Origin of the sequence: Vibrio sp. VP6 (assembly GCF_028823755.1) — a bacterium.
GTDB lineage: Bacteria > Pseudomonadota > Gammaproteobacteria > Enterobacterales > Vibrionaceae > Vibrio > Vibrio parahaemolyticus.
Genome location: NZ_JAPEID010000025.1, coordinates 12,991 through 32,271, shown reverse-complemented (window position 1 = coordinate 32,271; position 19,281 = coordinate 12,991). Strand labels below are relative to the sequence as shown.

At 46.4% G+C, this 19,281-nt stretch carries 21 protein-coding genes and 1 pseudogene; 9 read left to right on the top strand and 13 right to left on the bottom strand.

All coding sequences use genetic code 11. The features are described from left to right. The first annotated feature begins 205 nt into the window (after window positions 1-205). Together rsmD and OU793_RS15900 are read left to right on the top strand one after the other, a co-directional pair. The gene (gene rsmD, locus OU793_RS15905) at window positions 206-805 is read left to right on the top strand and encodes a 16S rRNA (guanine(966)-N(2))-methyltransferase RsmD (RefSeq protein WP_140103825.1); all 600 of its coding nucleotides are present in this window, start codon (window positions 206-208) and stop codon (window positions 803-805) included. A gap of 25 nt (window positions 806-830) precedes the next feature. Continuing rightward, window positions 831-1,097 (top strand): DUF1145 domain-containing protein, encoded by a 267-nt coding sequence (locus tag OU793_RS15900; RefSeq protein ID WP_005496405.1) that lies wholly within the window; start codon window positions 831-833, stop codon window positions 1,095-1,097. Window positions 1,098-1,137: 40 nt separating this feature from the next. On the opposite strand, the gene OU793_RS15895 is transcribed toward OU793_RS15900, so the two are convergent. The 3 genes from OU793_RS15895 to OU793_RS15885 all read right to left on the bottom strand — a co-directional run bounded on the left by OU793_RS15895 (window position 1,138) and on the right by OU793_RS15885 (window position 2,753). Continuing rightward, entirely contained in the window at window positions 1,138-1,722 is a 585-nt protein-coding gene (locus OU793_RS15895) for a YhgN family NAAT transporter (RefSeq protein WP_140103824.1), read from the bottom strand. Window positions 1,723-1,841: 119 nt separating this feature from the next. Further along, on the bottom strand, window positions 1,842-2,063 hold the full coding sequence (locus tag OU793_RS15890) for a YecH family metal-binding protein (RefSeq protein ID WP_015297472.1): 222 nt from the start codon (window positions 2,061-2,063) through the stop codon (window positions 1,842-1,844). A gap of 69 nt (window positions 2,064-2,132) precedes the next feature. Then, entirely contained in the window at window positions 2,133-2,753 is a 621-nt protein-coding gene (locus OU793_RS15885) for a lysoplasmalogenase (protein ID WP_005481960.1), read from the bottom strand. Window positions 2,754-3,487: 734 nt separating this feature from the next. Between OU793_RS15885 and OU793_RS15880 the strand changes: the two genes are divergently transcribed. Continuing rightward, a complete protein-coding gene (locus OU793_RS15880) occupies window positions 3,488-3,667 on the top strand; it encodes a hypothetical protein (protein ID WP_159408063.1) in 180 nt (59 codons plus the stop codon). Between the two features lie 62 nt (window positions 3,668-3,729). On the opposite strand, the gene OU793_RS15875 is transcribed toward OU793_RS15880, so the two are convergent. Continuing rightward, window positions 3,730-4,098 carry a hypothetical protein gene (locus OU793_RS15875; RefSeq protein WP_005489749.1) on the bottom strand — a complete coding sequence of 123 codons (369 nt, stop codon included), beginning with the start codon at window positions 4,096-4,098 and terminating at the stop codon, window positions 3,730-3,732. A 241-nt stretch (window positions 4,099-4,339) separates the two neighbouring features. Between OU793_RS15875 and OU793_RS15870 the strand changes: the two genes are divergently transcribed. Then, complete coding sequence (locus tag OU793_RS15870) at window positions 4,340-4,669, top strand: DUF2500 domain-containing protein (RefSeq protein ID WP_015297474.1); 330 nt, start codon at window positions 4,340-4,342, stop codon at window positions 4,667-4,669. A 1-nt stretch (window position 4,670) separates the two neighbouring features. Here the strand turns inward: OU793_RS15870 and OU793_RS15865 are convergent, their stop codons facing one another. After that, window positions 4,671-5,684, bottom strand: a complete 1,014-nt coding sequence (locus OU793_RS15865; RefSeq protein ID WP_030000799.1) for an acyltransferase — start codon at window positions 5,682-5,684, stop codon at window positions 4,671-4,673. Window positions 5,685-5,935: 251 nt separating this feature from the next. Here OU793_RS15865 and OU793_RS15860 point away from each other — a divergent pair, with 251 nt between their 5' ends. Beyond that, on the top strand, window positions 5,936-6,316 hold the full coding sequence (locus OU793_RS15860) for a cystatin domain-containing protein (protein WP_020839828.1): 381 nt from the start codon (window positions 5,936-5,938) through the stop codon (window positions 6,314-6,316). A gap of 80 nt (window positions 6,317-6,396) precedes the next feature. Here the strand turns inward: OU793_RS15860 and arsJ are convergent, their stop codons facing one another. The 6 genes from arsJ to rhtB all read right to left on the bottom strand — a co-directional run bounded on the left by arsJ (window position 6,397) and on the right by rhtB (window position 11,729). Beyond that, window positions 6,397-7,614 (bottom strand): organoarsenical effux MFS transporter ArsJ, encoded by a 1,218-nt coding sequence (arsJ, locus tag OU793_RS15855; protein ID WP_005485505.1) that lies wholly within the window; start codon window positions 7,612-7,614, stop codon window positions 6,397-6,399. A 256-nt stretch (window positions 7,615-7,870) separates the two neighbouring features. Further along, on the bottom strand, window positions 7,871-8,365 hold the full coding sequence (locus OU793_RS15850) for a cyclin-dependent kinase inhibitor 3 family protein (RefSeq protein WP_005485516.1): 495 nt from the start codon (window positions 8,363-8,365) through the stop codon (window positions 7,871-7,873). A gap of 12 nt (window positions 8,366-8,377) precedes the next feature. Next, window positions 8,378-9,379, bottom strand: coding sequence for an ArsJ-associated glyceraldehyde-3-phosphate dehydrogenase (locus OU793_RS15845; protein ID WP_140103727.1), 1,002 nt, complete (start codon window positions 9,377-9,379; stop codon window positions 8,378-8,380). Window positions 9,380-9,421: 42 nt separating this feature from the next. Continuing rightward, entirely contained in the window at window positions 9,422-9,757 is a 336-nt protein-coding gene (locus tag OU793_RS15840) for a metalloregulator ArsR/SmtB family transcription factor (protein WP_005478993.1), read from the bottom strand. 106 nt (window positions 9,758-9,863) lie between these two features. Continuing rightward, window positions 9,864-11,087 carry an EAL and HDOD domain-containing protein gene (locus tag OU793_RS15835; protein ID WP_015297478.1) on the bottom strand — a complete coding sequence of 408 codons (1,224 nt, stop codon included), beginning with the start codon at window positions 11,085-11,087 and terminating at the stop codon, window positions 9,864-9,866. Window positions 11,088-11,111: 24 nt separating this feature from the next. Beyond that, window positions 11,112-11,729 (bottom strand): homoserine/homoserine lactone efflux protein, encoded by a 618-nt coding sequence (gene rhtB / locus OU793_RS15830; protein WP_005459098.1) that lies wholly within the window; start codon window positions 11,727-11,729, stop codon window positions 11,112-11,114. A gap of 65 nt (window positions 11,730-11,794) precedes the next feature. On the opposite strand from rhtB, the gene OU793_RS15825 reads away from it, so the two are divergent. Both OU793_RS15825 and OU793_RS15820 read left to right on the top strand, forming a co-directional pair. Beyond that, window positions 11,795-12,805, top strand: coding sequence for an alpha/beta fold hydrolase (locus OU793_RS15825; RefSeq protein ID WP_005459120.1), 1,011 nt, complete (start codon window positions 11,795-11,797; stop codon window positions 12,803-12,805). A 245-nt stretch (window positions 12,806-13,050) separates the two neighbouring features. Beyond that, a complete protein-coding gene (locus OU793_RS15820; RefSeq protein WP_005478981.1) occupies window positions 13,051-13,875 on the top strand; it encodes a Cof-type HAD-IIB family hydrolase in 825 nt (274 codons plus the stop codon). 50 nt (window positions 13,876-13,925) lie between these two features. Here OU793_RS15820 and OU793_RS15815 read toward each other — a convergent pair whose 3' ends face one another. After that, the gene (locus OU793_RS15815; RefSeq protein ID WP_011106124.1) at window positions 13,926-14,396 is read right to left on the bottom strand and encodes an EVE domain-containing protein; all 471 of its coding nucleotides are present in this window, start codon (window positions 14,394-14,396) and stop codon (window positions 13,926-13,928) included. A 47-nt stretch (window positions 14,397-14,443) separates the two neighbouring features. Here OU793_RS15815 and OU793_RS15810 point away from each other — a divergent pair. Together OU793_RS15810 and OU793_RS15805 are read left to right on the top strand one after the other, a co-directional pair. Continuing rightward, window positions 14,444-16,052 (top strand): annotated as a pseudogene (locus OU793_RS15810) (COG3650 family protein). Beyond that, window positions 16,052-16,666: a tRNA-uridine aminocarboxypropyltransferase gene (locus OU793_RS15805; protein WP_140103729.1), complete on the top strand. Its 615-nt coding sequence runs from the start codon at window positions 16,052-16,054 to the stop codon at window positions 16,664-16,666. Before OU793_RS15810 ends, OU793_RS15805 begins: the two are co-directional and overlap by 1 nt. A 72-nt stretch (window positions 16,667-16,738) precedes the next feature. Here OU793_RS15805 and OU793_RS15800 read toward each other — a convergent pair whose 3' ends face one another. Then, the gene (locus OU793_RS15800) at window positions 16,739-19,225 is read right to left on the bottom strand and encodes an EAL domain-containing protein (protein WP_140103730.1); all 2,487 of its coding nucleotides are present in this window, start codon (window positions 19,223-19,225) and stop codon (window positions 16,739-16,741) included. Window positions 19,226-19,281 lie beyond the last annotated feature (56 nt).

Here is a 19,281-nt window from a genome sequence, read left to right as displayed (position 1 = left end):
GTCTTTTTATCTATTAATGACTCTTTTTTGACAAGATTATTATCTGTCTAAAAAAGGCTAATGACAAAGTTGTGAAAACTTTCCAATTAGGTGATTCTAATCTTATTAGTGTTACACTCTGTCATCTTGAATTTTCTGGGCTGTATCCAAGCTCAAAGCTTGGGCGATTGGGTATAGTATCACTTTATTAGCGGTCAAAAAATCTATGGTAAGACGTCGCCAGCAAAACACATCACAAAAAAAGCCAACAACGGGCTTTGTTCGCATTATTAGTGGTTTATGGAGAGGCAGAAAACTCCCGGTTCATGACGCTGAAGGTTTGCGTCCAACCACTGACCGCGTGAAAGAAACCCTGTTTAACTGGTTAGCACAAGATGTGCCGCAAGCAAAATGCCTCGATTTATTTGCTGGCTCTGGTGGTTTAGGTTTTGAATCGGCTTCACGCCAAGCAGAACTCGTGACCATGATTGAGCTCAACCCGCAAGCTTTTCAGCAGTTACAAAAAAACGTCGCGTCGTTGAAAGCCACTAATATCCAAGTGGTGAATACCGATGCCTTGAGCTTTCTGAAACAACCAGGCACACCACATCACGTGGTTTTCATCGATCCACCTTTCCGTAAGGGACTATTGGATGAAACCGTGACCTTGCTAGAGCAAAACGGTTGGCTTGCAGAAGACGCAATGATTTATATTGAAACGGAAAAAGAGCTGAGCATTGCTGGGCTTCCGGAAAATTGGCACCTGCACAGAAAAAAAACCGCAGGCCAAGTCAGTTACCGTCTGTATGAACGTACCTCAGCCTAACGCCTCGATTTAAAAGGACACTTAAATGAAAGCACTACTTATCCTAGCTAAAGCGGCGATTGCCTTTGTTTGGCTGGTTTTGATTCTGAATATTGTGATGCCATTTCCAGGTAATGCTGCGATTGCGTTGTACATCATGACAGCCTTCTTGTTCATCATGCACGGTTTGCAAATGGCAATCTTCATTGGTGCATTTGGCGATAAGATTCAGATGAGCAGTTGGGAAAAGTATTCCATCTTGATTTTTGGTATTTTTGCCCTGCTCGACATTCGTCGTAAACACATGATGTAAACATCGTTATAAAGAAAAGCGCCTTTTTGTTGTCTTTGATTTATCCCAAATAGCTTTTCACACCATCTAGGAACATCTGGGTGGAAATCATCACCAATAACAAGCCCATCAAGCGTTCCACCGCTTTCAGACCGCGTTCGCCCAACAGACGATTGAAAAAGCCATAGAACATCAAAATAAAGAAGGTCGCGCCCCACGCAATCACCACCGACGCTGAAAGTTCGACCAGTTTGTCGGGATGCTGGGAAGAAAGAAGAAGCAACGCGGCAACCACTGATGGGCCAGCAATCATTGGAATTGCCATTGGCACAATAAACGGCTCTTCACCCGCTGCTAACCCGGTGATGCTCCCTGCACTTGGGAAAATCATCTTAATTGCGATGATAAATAAGATGATGCCACCAGAGATACTCAAAGTTTCCGGCTGTACGTGCAAAAAGCTCAAGATGCTTTGTCCAGCGAACAAGAACAACATCAAAATCAATAAGGCAAAAATCAGCTCGCGGATGAGCACCTTACGACGACGTTTGGGATCGATGTGTTTAAGAATGGACAACACAATGGGCAAATTGCCAAGAGGGTCCATGATAAGAAACAGCATGGTCGCTGCAGAAAGAATATCCATGTTCTGGCCTCGACGAAAAAAATGGCGACCAGTGTATAGTAAGGAGATTGTGCGAGTATACGGCTAAGGGCGAAATCAGATAATTCGCCCTCGATTACCGAAACAACCTCAGACGCCGCTTAATGGTTGCAAATACGCGCCATGTTGACGACGAACTTGCCTTCGAGTTCGCGAACCTTATCGCGCTGTAATAAAAAGGTTAGCAATGCATCTAAGTCTAGATCATTCAACTTACAGGTATGAAAGCGTACGTCTGCGCCAAAATGTTGTGCGAGCTCGTCGCGGCTCATTGGGGTTTCACGTAGTAGGTTTAGTAAGTTGTGAGCATGAATGTCACTCATCATTAACTCCAGTTAGCAAATAGAACCCGACCAGTGTACTGAAATCGTCGAGCACTGCTTTGACTTACGTTAGTAAATGATAGAAGCAACAATGAGTGCATGAGCAAGAAAGTAGCTACCACTTACCCAAACATACGCGCGCTTCATTGGTTTACGGAATCCGTGTATGGCGTAAGCGAGCGCGGAATACGTCATGATGACGGTGCCACTAAAGCCAATGGCATTCGCGTAGCTAGGCGTTTGTAGCCAAACCTCACCGGCTGCCCAAGCGAGCTGCACTAGCATTATGCCCATAGTCACTACGGGAAAAACGAGCGAATCTAACTGCGGTAAAAGAAGGAAAAACGCCACGATACTGGCGGCAAGCAACAAAGCCAACAACCACCACACGATATCGCCATTGAGCTGAACCCAAAAAGATTTGCTGTAGCACACTTGCGCTGCGAGATAGGCAGCAAAATAGATCAGCTTGCGTGTTTTAAACGAATGCAGCGTATCGGCGAACATAGAAACCACCAAACCACCAGCAATCCAGTAGCTGTGATCGGCCGACGGCCCTTGGGTTAGCACCAAAATAAGAAGAAGTAATAGCGTAAAGATTTTAAACACTAAGGATTGTGTCGGGTTCGCTTGCTTTGCACCCAACACGGAATACATACCTGATAACCCTATCGCCAGCCAACTCCACATGCCGTACATACCTTTTACTTAAACTCGCCGCTAGTCTAGGTAGACCAGTTTTGATGTAAAGACACAATCTACGAAAGTTGGATCTCGCTAGCGATTCGAAACATTTTGTAACCCTCTCTAGCGCTAGCAAAAATAATGTGGATTGGAATTCGTGGTTAGTGTTCACACGATTTCATAGTGTGTGTAAAAAAGCCAACTTGTGTGTATGGCCATCAACACGGACAAACATCAACCACAAAAAGTCTGGTTACCCCTATTCATCCTGATATGGGAAAGAATGCCATGATAAGCCCATCTAAACATCACTCTCCAAGTGGATTTGTTTGTATTAAAAATATCATTAAAACAACGTAACTCAATGATAAATAAAAACACATTAACGTTAATGAGGGGAAAAATACTATTAGCCGCTCCACGACCCACCAATTATACTTCCTTGCCAGATTTTCTCATCAGATAAGAAATTCTTGCACCATCCTAGAGCCTTCATTAACCACCGCCATAGCACAACACTCACTTTTCTCAACTTTTGAGAAATACAGACAAAATACCAAATCAACCACCAATCTGAGACAAAAAACAATATAACAGCCACTTATTAACCATTTATAACACATTAAAATCAACAACTTAAAACACAAAAGCATAATTAAGACCCAAAGCGAACACTTTAAATACAGCCCAAAAAACACTGTTTTATTGGTCAATTTAAAGTAAAAACAGCCAAGTTAAGTATGAGTTTTGAAAAGTTTTCTACAGATAAGTTGATCAACAGCCAAAAACAGTGCTATATTTACTCCATCGAGTTCATCAAAGATTTAAGAGGTAGTGTTATGATTTCATCTTCTCAAAAACAAGGGCTGGTTATGATTGCAGTGGTTGTGGGTTTAATGACACTGCCAATGATGTACTAAGTTACTGATTAAAAATAAAAAAGGACGCTTTCGCGTCCTTTTTTATTTCTCAATTTTTAGGTTTACTGTATGTGCTCTGACAAGATGTCCCAATGCATGTAGTAAAAACCGAGTGCAGCGAGTGTGATTAGCGCCATTAGCAAAATAGCGGTTCGCCAAATAAAACGGGAACTTCTTGGCGTTAACTCTTTTTCACAGTCATCACACGCTGCCATGAAACCTTTTCGATCATCCAGCTTATAGTTGTCCTCATGCACGACTTTATTACGCACAGTGGCGATAAAACGCAATTTCGCGATCACATCATGAGGTAAGCGCTCTTCACAACTGCTGATAAGTTGGTGCAACCCTTTCCCTTCTGCGTGATATTGAGTACGCAAAAGCTTTTCGATCGTTCGGGTACGCATGACTACTTTTTCGATATCTGACATCGTAACCCTCCTTTACTGACCTTCCCTTCGTTAGTCATTTCATTCTTCTATAAATTTAGAGCTTTTTCGAGCGGTTAAGTGCAATTTTCCTTTCAAATTGCGCCCTTGCACGCATATAAACTGTGAAGTCCGCCGAATAAAATCTACACCCCTTTTATTAGATCACGAATAGTTTATCTCAACTCATAGTTTAATCAGGGAGTTCTGTAGAATAGGGCCCAATGAAACATTGGAGGTTATCATGCCAATCTCACTTATCTTGGCCATTTTTGCCCTCATCGCCCTTGGCGCATGGGTGTTCTTTCGTTTCTACAGCAAACATTACGTTGGTGAAGATGCGCCAGAACAAAGTGTTCAAGTTACGATTTTAGACAAACAAGCGATCGATGTGCCGGATGCGCAGCCGGGACAGGACGACCAAGAATATTGGATTTATGTGCAACGTGGCCCAATCGGCCCGAAACGAGAATTCCAAATTGGTGTGCACTATTACCACGCGCTTAATCCAGGCGATAAAGGCACCCTGACCTACTGCGGCGACAAATTCCTACATTTCGCAATCAAACGCTAACTTACGGCAGTAACCAACGAGTCTTGGCTGATTTCGAGAACAAATAACTCATCGCCAAGGCTCCCGCCCCACTTAACACAATCCACACAGGGATCACCCATCCCGGATGACCGGTATACCAGCCGAACTCTTTCATCGGCCATAAGAAGATTGGGTGAAGTAAGTAAATGCCCAAGCTGTGCTGGCTGATAAAACTCACCACTTTCTGTACGTTCTTCGGCAACCCTTCCCCAAAATACCGACACAGCATAAAAATCATCGATGCCGCCAAAATCACGTTCAATGTTTTGTATGACAACCAACGCCCCACGGTGTATTTCTCCGCTTCCAAACTGTTGGTCACCACCATGGTGAATGTCACGGCTAACGCCACCAATCCAAACCCAGTGAACAACGTCACCATAGAACGATTTAGTGGCACTTTTTGAAATAGTACATAACCCAAAGGCAGATAGCCCATATAGAGCCACATTTGGTTACTCCATGGCCCATCAATCTTGAACAGGAATAACGTGCTAGTGAACATCCAAAAAGCCAGATAGGTATAGAGGACATTGTCATCGACATTACGTGCCATCCATTGGAATAGAGGAATCACGAAATACAGTGGAATAAAGTAATAGAAGAAGCCTAAATGGTAATAGGTGGCATGAAACAGACTATTACTCAGCACTTCTTTGACGGTTTCAAAATCGAATCCTTGTGCCGTCCAACCCGATAGATACGCGTAGAACGTCGACCAAATTAGAAAAGGCACCAACACCTTCCCCAAACGCCGCTTCACGTAATACTTGCCATCAAAAGGACGTGTATCACTGAGCATCAGAGCGCCCGTAATCAAAATAAATACCGGCACCGCCCATCGGGTCACGCTGTTCACTCCAACGGCGGTGAGCCATTGGTCCATTGGTATCACGCCCAACTCGTTTCGATAAGGCGCCAAGACATGAATAGCGATCACAGCCACTGCGGCGACGCAGCGCAATAAATCAAAAAACAGAACCCTTTCTCTCATATCCTTTCCTACCTTGGATTGCTTATCGTTTATAGCATAGGGCAATTTTCACTCAATTAAATAGTTAACAATCTGTTTTTGCTTATTTTTAACCCAACAATGACCTGTTAATTGTATTTAACCGATAAATACTGCTGAACAGAATCAATTGAAACAAAGCGATATGTGACCAACACTTTCTTGAATATGAAACAGATATAATTCACAGAACCCCCTAGGATACTGAGCACATTACAAAGAAAGGTCTTGTTATGAAGAAAACATTATTGGCGTCACTCGTATGTGTAGTGGCTTTAGCTGGATGTAATCAAAAGGAAGAGACCGAGGCGCCAGCCCAATCGCAACCGGAAGCGAACCCAATCTGTAACTTAGAAAAACTGCCCGGCGGATGGTCACAAAGTGACATGACAGATGAAGCGCAACCATTGCTTGATGTGGTACTCGCGCAAATGAACACTTCCGCTAAGTTAAAGCAAATCCTCAGTGTTCGCACTCAGGTGGTAAGCGGCATGAATTATGCGATTGAATTTGAAATGGATAATGGCGAAATCTGGAATACGATTGTCTACCGTTCGTTAGACGACGAAATCAAAATGACGCAACCTGCAAAGCTTGGACGCTTCTGCTCATAATATGCAGACATAAAAAATGGCTCCCGATTGGAGCCATTTTTATTCACGATGTTCTGTTCAGCCCATCACATTCATCAGAACTAAGCCGTGGCGATATTAGCTTTAGGCAACTTAATCGAAATCAACGTTGTCAGCGCCAAGAAAGCGAAAGAGACCCACAAACACGCCGCTAGTCCAGCTTCTTGGTAAATCCACCCCGACAATACCGTTCCAATCAAACGTCCCATGGCGTTGGCCATGTAGTAAAAACCGACATCCAACGAGACGCCGTCGCCTTTGGCATAGCTCACAATCAGATACGAATGCAGCGAAGAGTTAATGGCAAAGACCGCACCAAAAATCATCAGCCCAACCACAATCACGATTTCCGGCTGCCAACCAATTTGTACTCCGTAAGCAATCCCGCCCGTGATTAAGGCAAGAATCCCCGCCCACACCAATGCCGCACTTCCATCAGGCACGCGACCTTGCGCTTTACCCGTAATGCGCGGCGCAAAACCTTGCACAAAGCCATACGCGATCACCCATGATGCTAAAAAGCCACCAACCCACAAGTGATCCCAGCCAAATACGCTGCCGAGATAAACCGGCAAAGCCACCACAAACCAGACATCCCGCGCACCAAACAGGAACATGCGCGCTGCGGACAAGATGTTGACCGATTCAGACTTAGAAAAGATGTGGCTAAACTTAGGCTTATTTTTCGCTTTGCCCATATCGGCTTCTAGCCAGATCATGCTGCAAATGAACACTACCGCGAGCACACTTGCCATAATAAACATCGAGTTTTGGAAACCCACCCAAGACAACAACAAGCCACCGACAAAGAAACCCGCCCCTTTGAGTGCGTTCTTCGAGCCTGTCAAAATCGCCACCCATTTGTAAAGCGCGCCTTGCTGCTCATCTGGTACTAGCGTCTTAATCGCACTCTTTGCACTCATCTTGTTGAGATCTTTAGCGATACCAGACAAAGCTTGCGCAGCCATCACCCAAGGAATCGTCAGCCAAGCGTTGGGCACAGCCAACATTAACAACGCAAACACTTGCATCGCTAGGCCAATATTCATGGTTTTGTTCAGGCCTAACCGGGCCCCTAACCAACCACCAATCAGATTGGTCACCACGCCAAAAAATTCATAGAAAAGAAAGAGCGAGGCAATGGCTAACGTGGAATAACCCAAGTCGTGAAAATAGAGCACCACCAGCATACGCAGCGCTCCGTCGGTTACGGTAAAGTTCCAATAGTTAAACGTCACTAACATGTACTGACGAATACTTTTGCTCAATTGAGAAATCATATTGACCTCTTATGTACAGCGATAGACGTATTTAGATCATCATGTTCTAAATACTGATTAACCTGCACACCAGCCATAAGGCGATACAACCTTAGTTCAAGTTTACAAACACGCTGGCATTTATAATTTAAAATTAATAATCAATAAAAACAAAAGTTTAAATTACCACCTTCCGTTTTATTACTGAGCTATATTCCATTATAAAAACCAGACAATAGCTTTTGGATCATGATGTTCCAAAAGCTATTTAAGCTGATCACGCGTCTTTTGCCACCCGTTCGATGTACTCAAGCTGCACTGGTTTGGTAAACGCGCCTGGGCGCAGTGCCTGAACTTCTCGCACGATATCGTCCAGCGTCCATTCTTTTTCTAGCAGTAAGTGAGCTGCGAACAAACCAGTGCGACCCGAGCCGCCCATGCAGTGCATCGCGACTTTGCCATCTTGAGCAAGAATCGCATGCAGTTCAGGGCTAGCTTGTTGCCACTTCATCGCGAAATCCTCACTGGGTGCGCAATCATCTTCAATCTCGATCTGGAACCATTTCATACCCAGTTGTTGGGTAACTTCACCCAAATCCGCGACGTCTTTCGATGCTAGCTCAGCATTGTCCAATGCCGTAACCACGGCTTGAACACCCTGCTCTTTTAATTGCTGTAAAGACGTTTGCAAATCGACGCCTTTCGTACCCGGGCACGGTGTTAAAACTAATGCACCAGAGTCCAAATCTAATTGCCATGTAGGATGAGACATTGTGAACTCCTATTAAGCCAAACCAACGTTACGAACCAATTCTGCGGTGCGCGTTGCGTAACCCATTTCATTGTCGTACCACGCGTAAATCTTCACCATGCGAGAACCAACGACCATTGTTGAGAGTGCATCAACGATGGTTGAGCGTTGATCGCCTTTGTAATCGATCGACACCAACGGACGCTCTTCAAAGCCAAGAATGCCTTTTAGCTCACCTTCTGACGCTTCTTTCAGCAAAGCATTCACTTCTTCTGCGGTGGTATCGCGTTTCACATCGAAGATGATGTCTGTCAGTGACGCATTCGCCAACGGGACACGCACTGCGTGGCCGTTAATCTTGCCTTTTAAATCAGGGAAAATTTCCACAATCGCAGTCGCACTGCCCGTGGTGGTCGGGATAAGACTCATGCCACACGCACGGGCACGACGCAGATCTTTGTGCGGTGCATCCAAAATGGTTTGCGTATTGGTCAAATCATGAATCGTCGTGAAAGAAGATTGCTCAATGCCCAATTTCTCATGAATGACTTTTACTACTGGTGCGATGCAGTTAGTCGTGCACGAAGCCGCTGTCACGATACGGTGTTTGTCAGGATCGAAAATGTGGTCGTTCACGCCAACAACGATGTTCGCAATGCCTTCTTTTTTCACTGGTGCGCTAACCACCACTCGCTTCACGCCCTGATCGAGATATTGGTCAAGGTACGATGTTTTGCGGTGCACGCCTGTCGCTTCAATCACAACATCACAACCAGACCAATTCACTGCATCGATGTCGCGATGCTGCGTCGTCGCGATGCGCTTGCCATTGATGACGAGTTCATTTCCCTCAACCTGCACTTCATGGTGCCAACGGCCTTGAACAGAGTCGAACTCCAATAAGTGGCCCAACGTTGCTGCATCGCCCGCAACATCATTGATTTGCACAAATTCCAATTCTGGCCAATCGAATGCCGCGCGCAGCGCCAAACGTCCAATGCGCCCAAACCCGTTAATCCCTACTTTAATCGTCATAGTCTTACCCTTTAATCTTCAACCTTGAATCTTTGTTCGCTGTTAACAGCAAGCCTCACGACTTTTATCGTGCAAGCGTGTAATGTCGTCTTGGTATTCTTGCTTCAAGCAATTCGATGCCACTAAGTCTTCAATCAACTTGCGCATCCATCCTGGTAATTGCTGCGATAACTCGTAGTACACCCATTGTCCCTGACGCTTATCGACTAAAATGCCACTCGATCTTAACTGAGCAAGATGACGAGAAACTTTCGGCTGACTCTCTTGCAATGCAAACGCCAAATCACCTACGCAAATTTCTCCTTCGCGGGCCACCAGCATTAAGCAGCGCACACGAGTCTCGTCAGATAAAAGCTTGAAAAACTGATGTGGAAGCATAGTTAACATACCTATATATGGATATGCGTATATGTTTATTTAATTGTGCCAAGGCGTCAAGAGCCACACCCTTGCCTTCATAAAAGTTTCATACTAATAGAGAGAATTAGACCGCGACGACGCTTTGGCTCCAGCGAACCGCTTCGCTTAACGAGGCTTTGACTTCATCGAATGACAAACCCAACTGACCCGAGAGCTTTTCGACGCCATGCCAATCAGCTCGCTCGTAGCATTCTTCTAGCGAGATCAGCACGCCGTACTCACCCTTACGATGCAGTAATGCTTGCTGTACAGAATCACTCAACGGCAGTTGCTTCACCAAGGCTTCGATCGATAAGTCGAGCATAGCATCTAAGATCGACAATAAGCCGACCATAAAGCCTTGCTCATTAAGATGAGAAAAAGGTTGGTAACGCGACATCAGCTCACAGAACTGGGCACGTTGCAAAGAGAGGTTGTACAACTCACGCGGTTTGTTGCTTGAGATGTAAGACGCCACCACCAAAGAGACAAATTGCTTCAGCTTGTCTTGACCAAGGTAAATCAGCGCCTGACGGAACGAGCTGATTTCCACCTCTAATGTGGTGATCTGGGTATTTACAAAACGCAGTAACTTGTACGACAAGGCCACATCTTGCGTAATGATGCTTTCAATGCGGTCAAAATCCGGCTCTGGCGCGCAGACTTCCCGAAACAGTTGTAACGCTAACACCTGCTCCGGACTGACGTATTTGGTTTGCGACACCAATGGCTTGCTAAAAAAGTAGCCTTGAAAGAATTTAAAACCCGCCGCTTTGGCTTGCTCAAACTCTTCTGCGGTTTCGACGCGTTCCGCTAAAAAGTGATATTTGACGCGCTTGGCGAGGTGGGTTTTAACCAGTTCACACGCTTTTTCTAGCCCCATTGCCATGATATCGAGTTTAACGATGTGCACATAAGGTAAGAAGCGACGCCACTCCGGCGTTAAGGTGAAATCATCCAGCGCGATCAAATAACCTTCTCGATATAACTCGCGAATTGCATCGAGAAGATCATCGGTAGGTTGGCAAGTCTCTAAGACTTCTACGACGATTTTGTTTTTTGGCAAGCTGCGAGGCAAACGGCGTACCAAGCTCTGATGAGGAAAGTTGATGAAGCATCGCGAAGACGCAATCACTGGGTTAGTACCCAGTGATAGAAAGTTCTCGACGATTAATCGGTATGTCGCTCGGTTTGATTCGATATGAGCGGGATAGGCGTTGCTTTCCCCATCTCTAAATAACAATTCATAACCCAGCGTCTGTCTTTTACGGTTAAAAATCGGCTGACGAGCGACATACGTTGTATTCATGCGATAGAACTACCTATAAATGGCTTAGGATTTTGCAGCCGCTAATAATGCGCCACAACCCATAAACATTGAACCGAATACTTTGTTAATTTTACCCATGATCTTGTCTGAACGGATAAAGCGTCCCATCTGCGCCGCTAACGTGGTGTAACCCAACATTACGCAAGCATCAATTACCACTGTCGTCACCCCTAGCGCCAACAATTGCGTCAGTTGGTCTTTTGCAGGGTCGATAAACTGTGGGAACAACGCCACCAAAAAGACGATCGATTTAGGGTTAGTCAGGTTAATTAAAACGGCTTTATACAATAATGCGCTACCTGACATCTCTTTGTGACTCTCATTGGCAATCAAGCCGGAAGTGTCACGCCATTTCTGAATACCCAACCATACAAGGTAAGCCGCACCTACCCATTTAATGATAGTAAACGCAGTTGCCGATTGCGCCACCAGCGCACCGATGCCAGCGCCAACCAAGGCGATGTGAATCGCGAGCCCGATTTGCAGACCAACAATCGCGCCAAGCGATTTACGCGTGCCGTAACTCAAGCCATTGCTGATTGAGTTAACCGTGCCAGAACCCGGAGCCAAACTAAAAACGATTGCAGTTACCACATAGGCCAACCAAACGTGGGTATCCATTGCATTTCCTCACTAATTCTTCGATGATACATCGCGTCTACAATGTATCTTCAGGTAATCGACTAATGGCTACTAACCATTCACCTTTGACTTATACTCAAGAGACTTTATTTGAGCAAGCAATTGGTGGTCCGATCGCAGCACTTTGGCAAACTCGCCAAGAGGGCTTTGTTAAAGGGACAGAGAAAAAGAAAATCTACTGGTGCAAACTCACCAACCCTGAACACAAAAAAGCCGTGCTGATCGTCAATGGCCGCATCGAATCTTCCTGGAAGTACCAAGAGCTGTTTTACGATCTCTACCGCCAAGGTTACGATGTGTATTCCTTTGACCACCGAGGACAAGGTTTATCAGATCGCCTATTATCTGACTCTGATATGGGTCACGTCTATGACTTTACTGACTATATTGATGATATGGACGTGGTGATCAAACAACACGACCTTAAACAATATCAGCAGTGCTTTATCATCGCGCACTCCATGGGCGGTGCCATCGCAACGCGCTACCTGCAAACCCACCCAGAGCACCCATTCACTGGTTTGATTTTAAGCGCACCCATGTTTGGCATTAACTTACCGTGGTACTTATCACCCATCGCTATCCCAGTGACGCAAATTCTTTCTGCCGTGTCACCACTGCCGCGTTATGCGCCGGGCCACAAGCCGTACTTTCCCAAGCCTTTTGAGGACAATCCTCTCAGCCAAAGCGCAGGCCGCTACCAGTGGTTTCGCAATCTCTATACAGAAAAGCCGGAACTGCAAGTCGGCGGACCAAGCACGCGCTGGGTATGGCAAGGACTCATGGCAGCGAAACAGTGCTTTTTGTTAACTCGCCAAGTAAAAGTGCCTGTGCTACTGGTTCAAGCAGGTAATGATCGTATCGTCAGCAATCTCGCGCAAAAACGCTTTATCGAGAAGCTGCGTAAAACCAATCCTCATGCGGCATTGCTTTCTATTGAAGGCGCACAGCATGAAATCTTGTTCGAAACAGACCAGTACCGCAATCAAGCGCTCGATGCGATCTTCCGCTTTATGGATGACCCTACTTCGTCGTCAGACGAAAAAATGCAATAAGAGTTGTAGGCGACCACTTCACCGCAATGATTAAAGAGGAAATGTCTCTCAAACGATTTACCCTCTTTTTCATCCTTATTTTGGCGTACACTGCTTGCGTCTGTTTCGCGCACCTCGCACGTTTAACGAGGAAAGCAGGCAGCATTAAGTTCCCCCGCATTCGGAGCAGTATGATCTAGTCAGTCTACTGTACTCCGTTTGCAATCAACCTGTTCCACTCTATCCAAACCGTTTACGAGGGCTTCATGAGCACATCGCTACCTTGCAAAGAGATCACTAAAATCGTTGCCTCAGATCTGGATGGCACGTTACTGGCACCAAACCATCAGCTAAGTGCTTACTCAAAAGAGACGCTAAAAGCGCTGCATGAAAAGGGTTACACCTTTGTCTTTGCAACGGGTCGCCACCACGTAGACGTTGCAAGCATTCGTCGCCAAGTGGGCATTCCGGCTTACATGATCACCTCAAACGGTGCGCGTGTTCATGACCAAAACGATCAACTGATGTACAGTGAAAACGTACCTGCGGATTTGGTTCAAGGAGTGATCGACACGATCAAACATGATCACGAGATACTTATCCACATGTATCAAAACGACAGTTGGTTGATGAATAAAGACGACGAAACACTGCGTGATTTCCATGACGAATTCACATACGTCTTATTCGATGAAGACCAAGCGCCAACCGACGGCATTGCGAAAATTTTCTTCACCCATCCAGCGCAAGATCATGAACGTTTGGTGGTGTTTGAAAACAAACTGCGTGAACAGTTTGGCGATAAATTGAATATCGCGTTCTCTACTCCTTGGTGTTTGGAAGTAATGAGTGCGGGCGTTTCGAAAGGCCACGCGCTACAAGCAGTCGCAGAAACTCTGGGTTTAACGCTCGAAAACTGCATTGCATTTGGCGACGGCATGAATGATGTCGAAATGCTATCAATGGCAGGCAAAGGCTTAGTAATGGGCACATCACACGAGAAAGTGATGAAAGCGCTGCCAAACAATGAAGTGATTGGCAGCAACGCAGACGATGCCGTGGCGCATTACCTGCAAGATCACCTGCTCTAACCCTTGGGTTAACAACAAAATCACGAAGGGCTGCTACTTGCAGCCCTTTTTTATCTCTGGCTTGGTAACTTCTCTTTGCCAAGAATCGCTTCCCACTCATCTTCGGTCACAGGCATGATCGAAAGACGATTTCCGCGTTTCACCAGCGGCATGTTCTCAAGTTCAGGCATCGCTTTCATGACCGACAGTGGGATCACCCGCGCGGTTTTACGCACAAACTCAATATCGACCATGATCCAACGAGGGTTGTCTGGGTCCGATTTTGGGTCGTAATAATCACTTTCTGGGTCGAACTGAAAATGGTCGGGATAGGCTTCTCGCACGACTTTGGCAATCCCCGCCACGCCAACATTTTTACAGGAAGAGTGGTAAATCAGGACGAAATCGCCCACCTTTACTTGGTCACGCATCATATTGCGCGCCTGATAATTACGAACTCCCTCCCAACATGAAACCTTTTGGGTTCTAAGCGTGTCAATAGAAAAGGTATCTGGTTCTGTTTTAAATAACCAATATGCCATAATGCCATCCGATGCCGATTGAGTAACAATAATGAGGAAGATATAACATGAAGGCTTTGAAAAACCCAGTGGCACTCGCCACTCTGCTGGTTCTGCAAGCATGTAGTTCGCAACCGCCACAATCTGGCGCGGAAACACCAACCTCTCCACCAGCATCATTAGATAAGCCTGAAACTATTCAACCTCAAACTTTTATGTTGCGCGGCAAAGTAATCATCGGCCATGAAAGCCAATACATCATGCCTTGCGGCAGCGACAAACAATATTGGTTGCAACTGTCACCACAACAAATTCAACGCGCCATTAAGCTCGGCAATGAACCGTACCAAACCATGTATGGCGAAGTCATCGGTCATCTTAATCCTCCGGGCATTGATGGTTTCTCTGCGGATTTCGACGCCAACTTTGTGGTTGAGCAAGTGAACTTCCTCACTACCGAAAACCCAAATCGTTGCAGCCAACCGCAAAAACCGACGCGTGTATTTGGCAACGAGCCGTCTTGGGCAGCCAGTTTTGAAGCCAATGCGCTTAAGTTCCAACAGATGGGTAAAACCACCGAAATGCTGTCTATTCAAAGCAGTCAACTGCAGCCACGCCAACGCACTTATAGGCTTGATGATGGTGAACTACGCATGACGGAAAACCTCTGTTCAGACACCATGAGCGACTCTTTGTATGGCTGGAAAGCAACACTCAAACACGATGGAAACACTTACCAAGGGTGTGGCATGGCCGCGAACGTTGATGCAACACTTGGCTGGGCAAATACCTATGTAGCCACCTCAACGCAATCACAAGGTTTTGAGGTGCAAATGACCTTAAACCCTGACCACAGCGCCACGACGAAATACAGCTACTCAAACGGTCAAGACCCATTAGTGGAACGCGGCTTCTGGCAACAGTTGAGCCCGTCGCAAGTTCAAGTTGTGATGACCCACCACCAGCAACAACGTTTGATGTCTGAGCGACTCTTTACGCGCGAAGGCAACCAACTCAAAGCCATCAAGGAAAAAGTGGGCAGCATGGTGTACCCGATCGCCGATGGTGGCTTAGTGCTTTACCCAGCAACCGTTCGTGATGCAGGCGTTCAACAACCGGCGGCGAAGCGCGCAGACCAACCTATCGGCAGTGCTGACGTCCCATCCAGTGCCGATTTCGATTCCAAAGTCGATGCTGCGGTACGTAACTACTTCTTCATTCACCAAACCGACCCAAGCAATAACCAATACCGCTGGTTAACGTACGATCTCAATGGTGATGGTAATGAAGAACTGCTGGTTCAATTGGATTGGTGCGGCTCAGGCGGTTGTACGCTCTTGGTGTTCGAAAACCATGAAAAAGAATGGCGCTTCAACAGTCGAATTACACTGGTAAGAAGCCCAATGATGCTCGGCCAACAAACGTCGCACGGTTGGCGCGACCTGATTTTCGATGTTAGTGGCGGCGCTCGGCCAACAAACGTCGCACGGTTGGCGCGACCTGATTTTCGATGTTAGTGGCGGCGGTGCAACACCAGCAAAACATGTCATGCAGTACACTGGCGTAAGCTACCCTCTGAACCCGAGCATGGCACCAACAGCCACACCAGAACAAATCAGTGGTGTTCGTCTGTTCTCGGATGGTATTAGCCCTGTGCGTGAAGGGGTTCGACTGTAATGTCACAACCGTGTCCCCATTGCGGTTTTCAGTTCAACTGTATTTGCTCGCTGGTGCCTAAACTCACCAGCAAGCTCGAAATACTGCTATTGATGCACCCAAATGAGCTAACTCGTGACACCAATACGGGCCAGCTATTACAGCATTGCCAACTCAACGTCGAGCAAGCAATCTGGGATCGCAAACAACCACCAGCAGAGTTGCTCACTCGCTTGGCTGATCCATCGCTGTACCCGGTGATTTTATTCCCAAGTGAAGAAAGTATCACACTCGAACATGTGGAAATGCAAAGCCAGCAACAAGCCAAAATGCCGCTGTACATTATTTTGGATGCCACCTGGCAAGAAGCGCGCAAGATGATCAATAAGAGTCGCTGGTTAGAAGGTATCCCTACCATGGGACTTTCCGTACTCGCCGATTCTCAATATCAACTGCGACGTAATCAGCAACAAGGCAATTTGTGCACCTTTGAGGTTGCTGCCCACTTATTAGGTCAACTTGGTGAGCAGGATAACCAACAGCAAATGCATACGTTTTTTGCTCACTACCTTGTACTGTTCCAAGCCGAGAAAAGTGGCCATGCTCTCAAACCGTCACCACGCTCTCTCGAATAAACCCAATCGACGAAACAAAAAACGCAGCCAAGGCTGCGTTTTTTTATTGGCATTGTTTCACGTGAAACACGACTAAAACAGACGCTTAGGTTCACCCAAGTAGTAGCCTTGCAGATAATCGACGCCCATATCCTGCGCGATTTTGCACACCTCTCGATTGTGCACAAACTCTGCGACCGTTTCTGCATTAAACACCTGGCACAAACGCACCAACTGAGAAGCTATTTTTCGCTGCTTTAAATCCTTATCGATGTCTCGAATCAAGCTGCCATCCAGCTTTATCACTTCCGGCTCTAGCTTTAAGATCTCATCAATATTGGAGTATCCAGAACCAAAATCGTCCACGATAATGCGCGCACCCAGTTTTCTGAAATGGCTGCACACTTCTATCATACGACCGTAATCTTTAATCTGTTCAGACTCTAGCACTTCCAGCCCTATCCGCGTCGGGTCATTCAACTGGCTGATTTCATGCTCCAGCAACATCAACGTTTTGTCGCTCAACAAATCTTGCGGAGACAGATTAATCGAGAAATCCCCTTTCTTATCTCGCATGTAATGCAGCGTCGAGCGGATCATGTGACGACTCAATCTGGTGTACAAATGCGTGTCTGAGATGATCGGTAAAAATCGCCCTGGAGCAATCACTGTTCCGTCTTCTTCTAAAATCCGCACCAGACATTCTTGGCTGGCAGGAAGATGACTGTAAGCGTGCACAATCGGTTGGCTATACGTAATAATGTTCTGCTTGAGAATCGCTCGGCTGACGCAACTCAACCACCCTAGTTGCTCTTTACGTACATCTTCACTGACTTCGATGTCTTTAGCGTTGCAAATATGCGTGTTGCTGCGAACGCCAGAACGACGCGCTTCTATGCCTTTTAATAAGAGCTCATCAGGAGAAGCCGAAGGAAAATCACGACGGCTAACCAAGCCACCACACAAGGAAATAGACAGGTAATCAATTTCGCGCAGGCCGAGCGGCTCAAAGTTAGTTTGCTCAACCGCATCAGCAAAACGAGTAAAGTGCTGTTTTATCGTCTCGCTACTTTGTTCAGCCTTAAACACAAAAGCCCACTCACCTACACCAATGCTGTACAGTTGCAGCGCCGCTGGCATGCCTAAGCGCTTTCTCAATCGATTGGTAAAATGCATCGACAGATCTTTGAGCAGCTGGTCTCCGACTCGATACCCGTACTTTTCGTTGATGTGGCTGAAATTGAGTAGCTTAAGCGTTAACAAATGCTCGTCACAATCGATGTGACTTAAGCGCTCTTGCAGTGCCACGCGATTTTGCAGCCCCGTGCGACTGTCACGACGGTAGCTTTCTTGTAACTTGCGAGTTTGACGATCAAGTTGATAACCCATGTGAGCGTTCATATGATTCAAATCGCCAATCGCATTGCGTATTAAACTAAACAGCGGTGAAATCGAAGCGCTCACTTGCGGTTTAGGCAAATTCAGCGATTGCACCTCATCGCCTTCGCGCATCGCAAGGTAAGTCAAACTGTGGTGAAGAATTTCTGGCTGGCCAATGTCACCATGTATCTCACCCATGCAGTAGCTGCCAAAGGTCGCGGCAATATCCATAAACGCCTGCACTTCATCGCTGCTATCAATAAAATCCAGCCGTGAGGCACAGTTGTAAATCATCACTACTTCTGGCTGATGCATAGCAAGTTCCACCACCCCATGACGCACTTGTTCTAACGTCAGAGAAGGATGGTTATAGCAAAACTGAACCTCATCACCGAGGCACCACGGCCTATCGAAACTCATGCTTCCATCGGCGTGAAGTTCTGTGACGGTACAAACTTCCTTGCGCCCCAACGTTTCTCGATACAACGGGAAACTGAGTAATTGGTTAATCGTCACGTCGTGCCCGTCGGCAAGATAATGCTTGTAAACATCGAGGGCTTTACGCTCTCCTAAGCAATACAAGCGCGTGCCTTTCGCATGCGTCACTTTGTGCGGCATGCCGATTGGGTTCCACTCGGAATACGCGTCTGTCCAAGTTTTCAAAGTATCACTGTGCAAAGCCACTGCCACTACGGCGTTGTCGTATGTCTGGTTTTGATAGAGCACCCAACAGCCGTCTTCTATGGTCTGCGCTAATCCACCAGACACTCGCACGTTTTCGGTCGCAAAAGTTTGATACAAAGGATAATCACGACGTTCGATTTGCACGGCAAAACTGATGATGACTTGAGAGTTGCTTTGTAACTGCAGCGAACGTTTGAGCTCGCCACCGTCTATATCGGGAGAGAAAGAATACGCTTGGACGGCAGACGTTAGCGTGGTTTGGCCAAATTCAATCAGGTTGATGAGGCAGCCAGAGGTAAAAATGTCGCCATCCAAAATTACATTGCGAGTGCTGTGGCCGATGACATGAGCATTGGGCAACATCGACAAAACCGCTTTGGCGAGTGCAGCCGCACATTCTCGCGATTGCGTAGACAAAATTTGCACCAAATACTGTTTATCTGGGTGCAACTGAGAAGTGACTAAAAAGTCATTAAGCTGACTTACATCGTGGACCCGTTTGGAAAAAGCTCGCATGTACCCTACTACTGCCGTAACACTATTTTCACCACGATGAGTGGCGTCGTTATTTT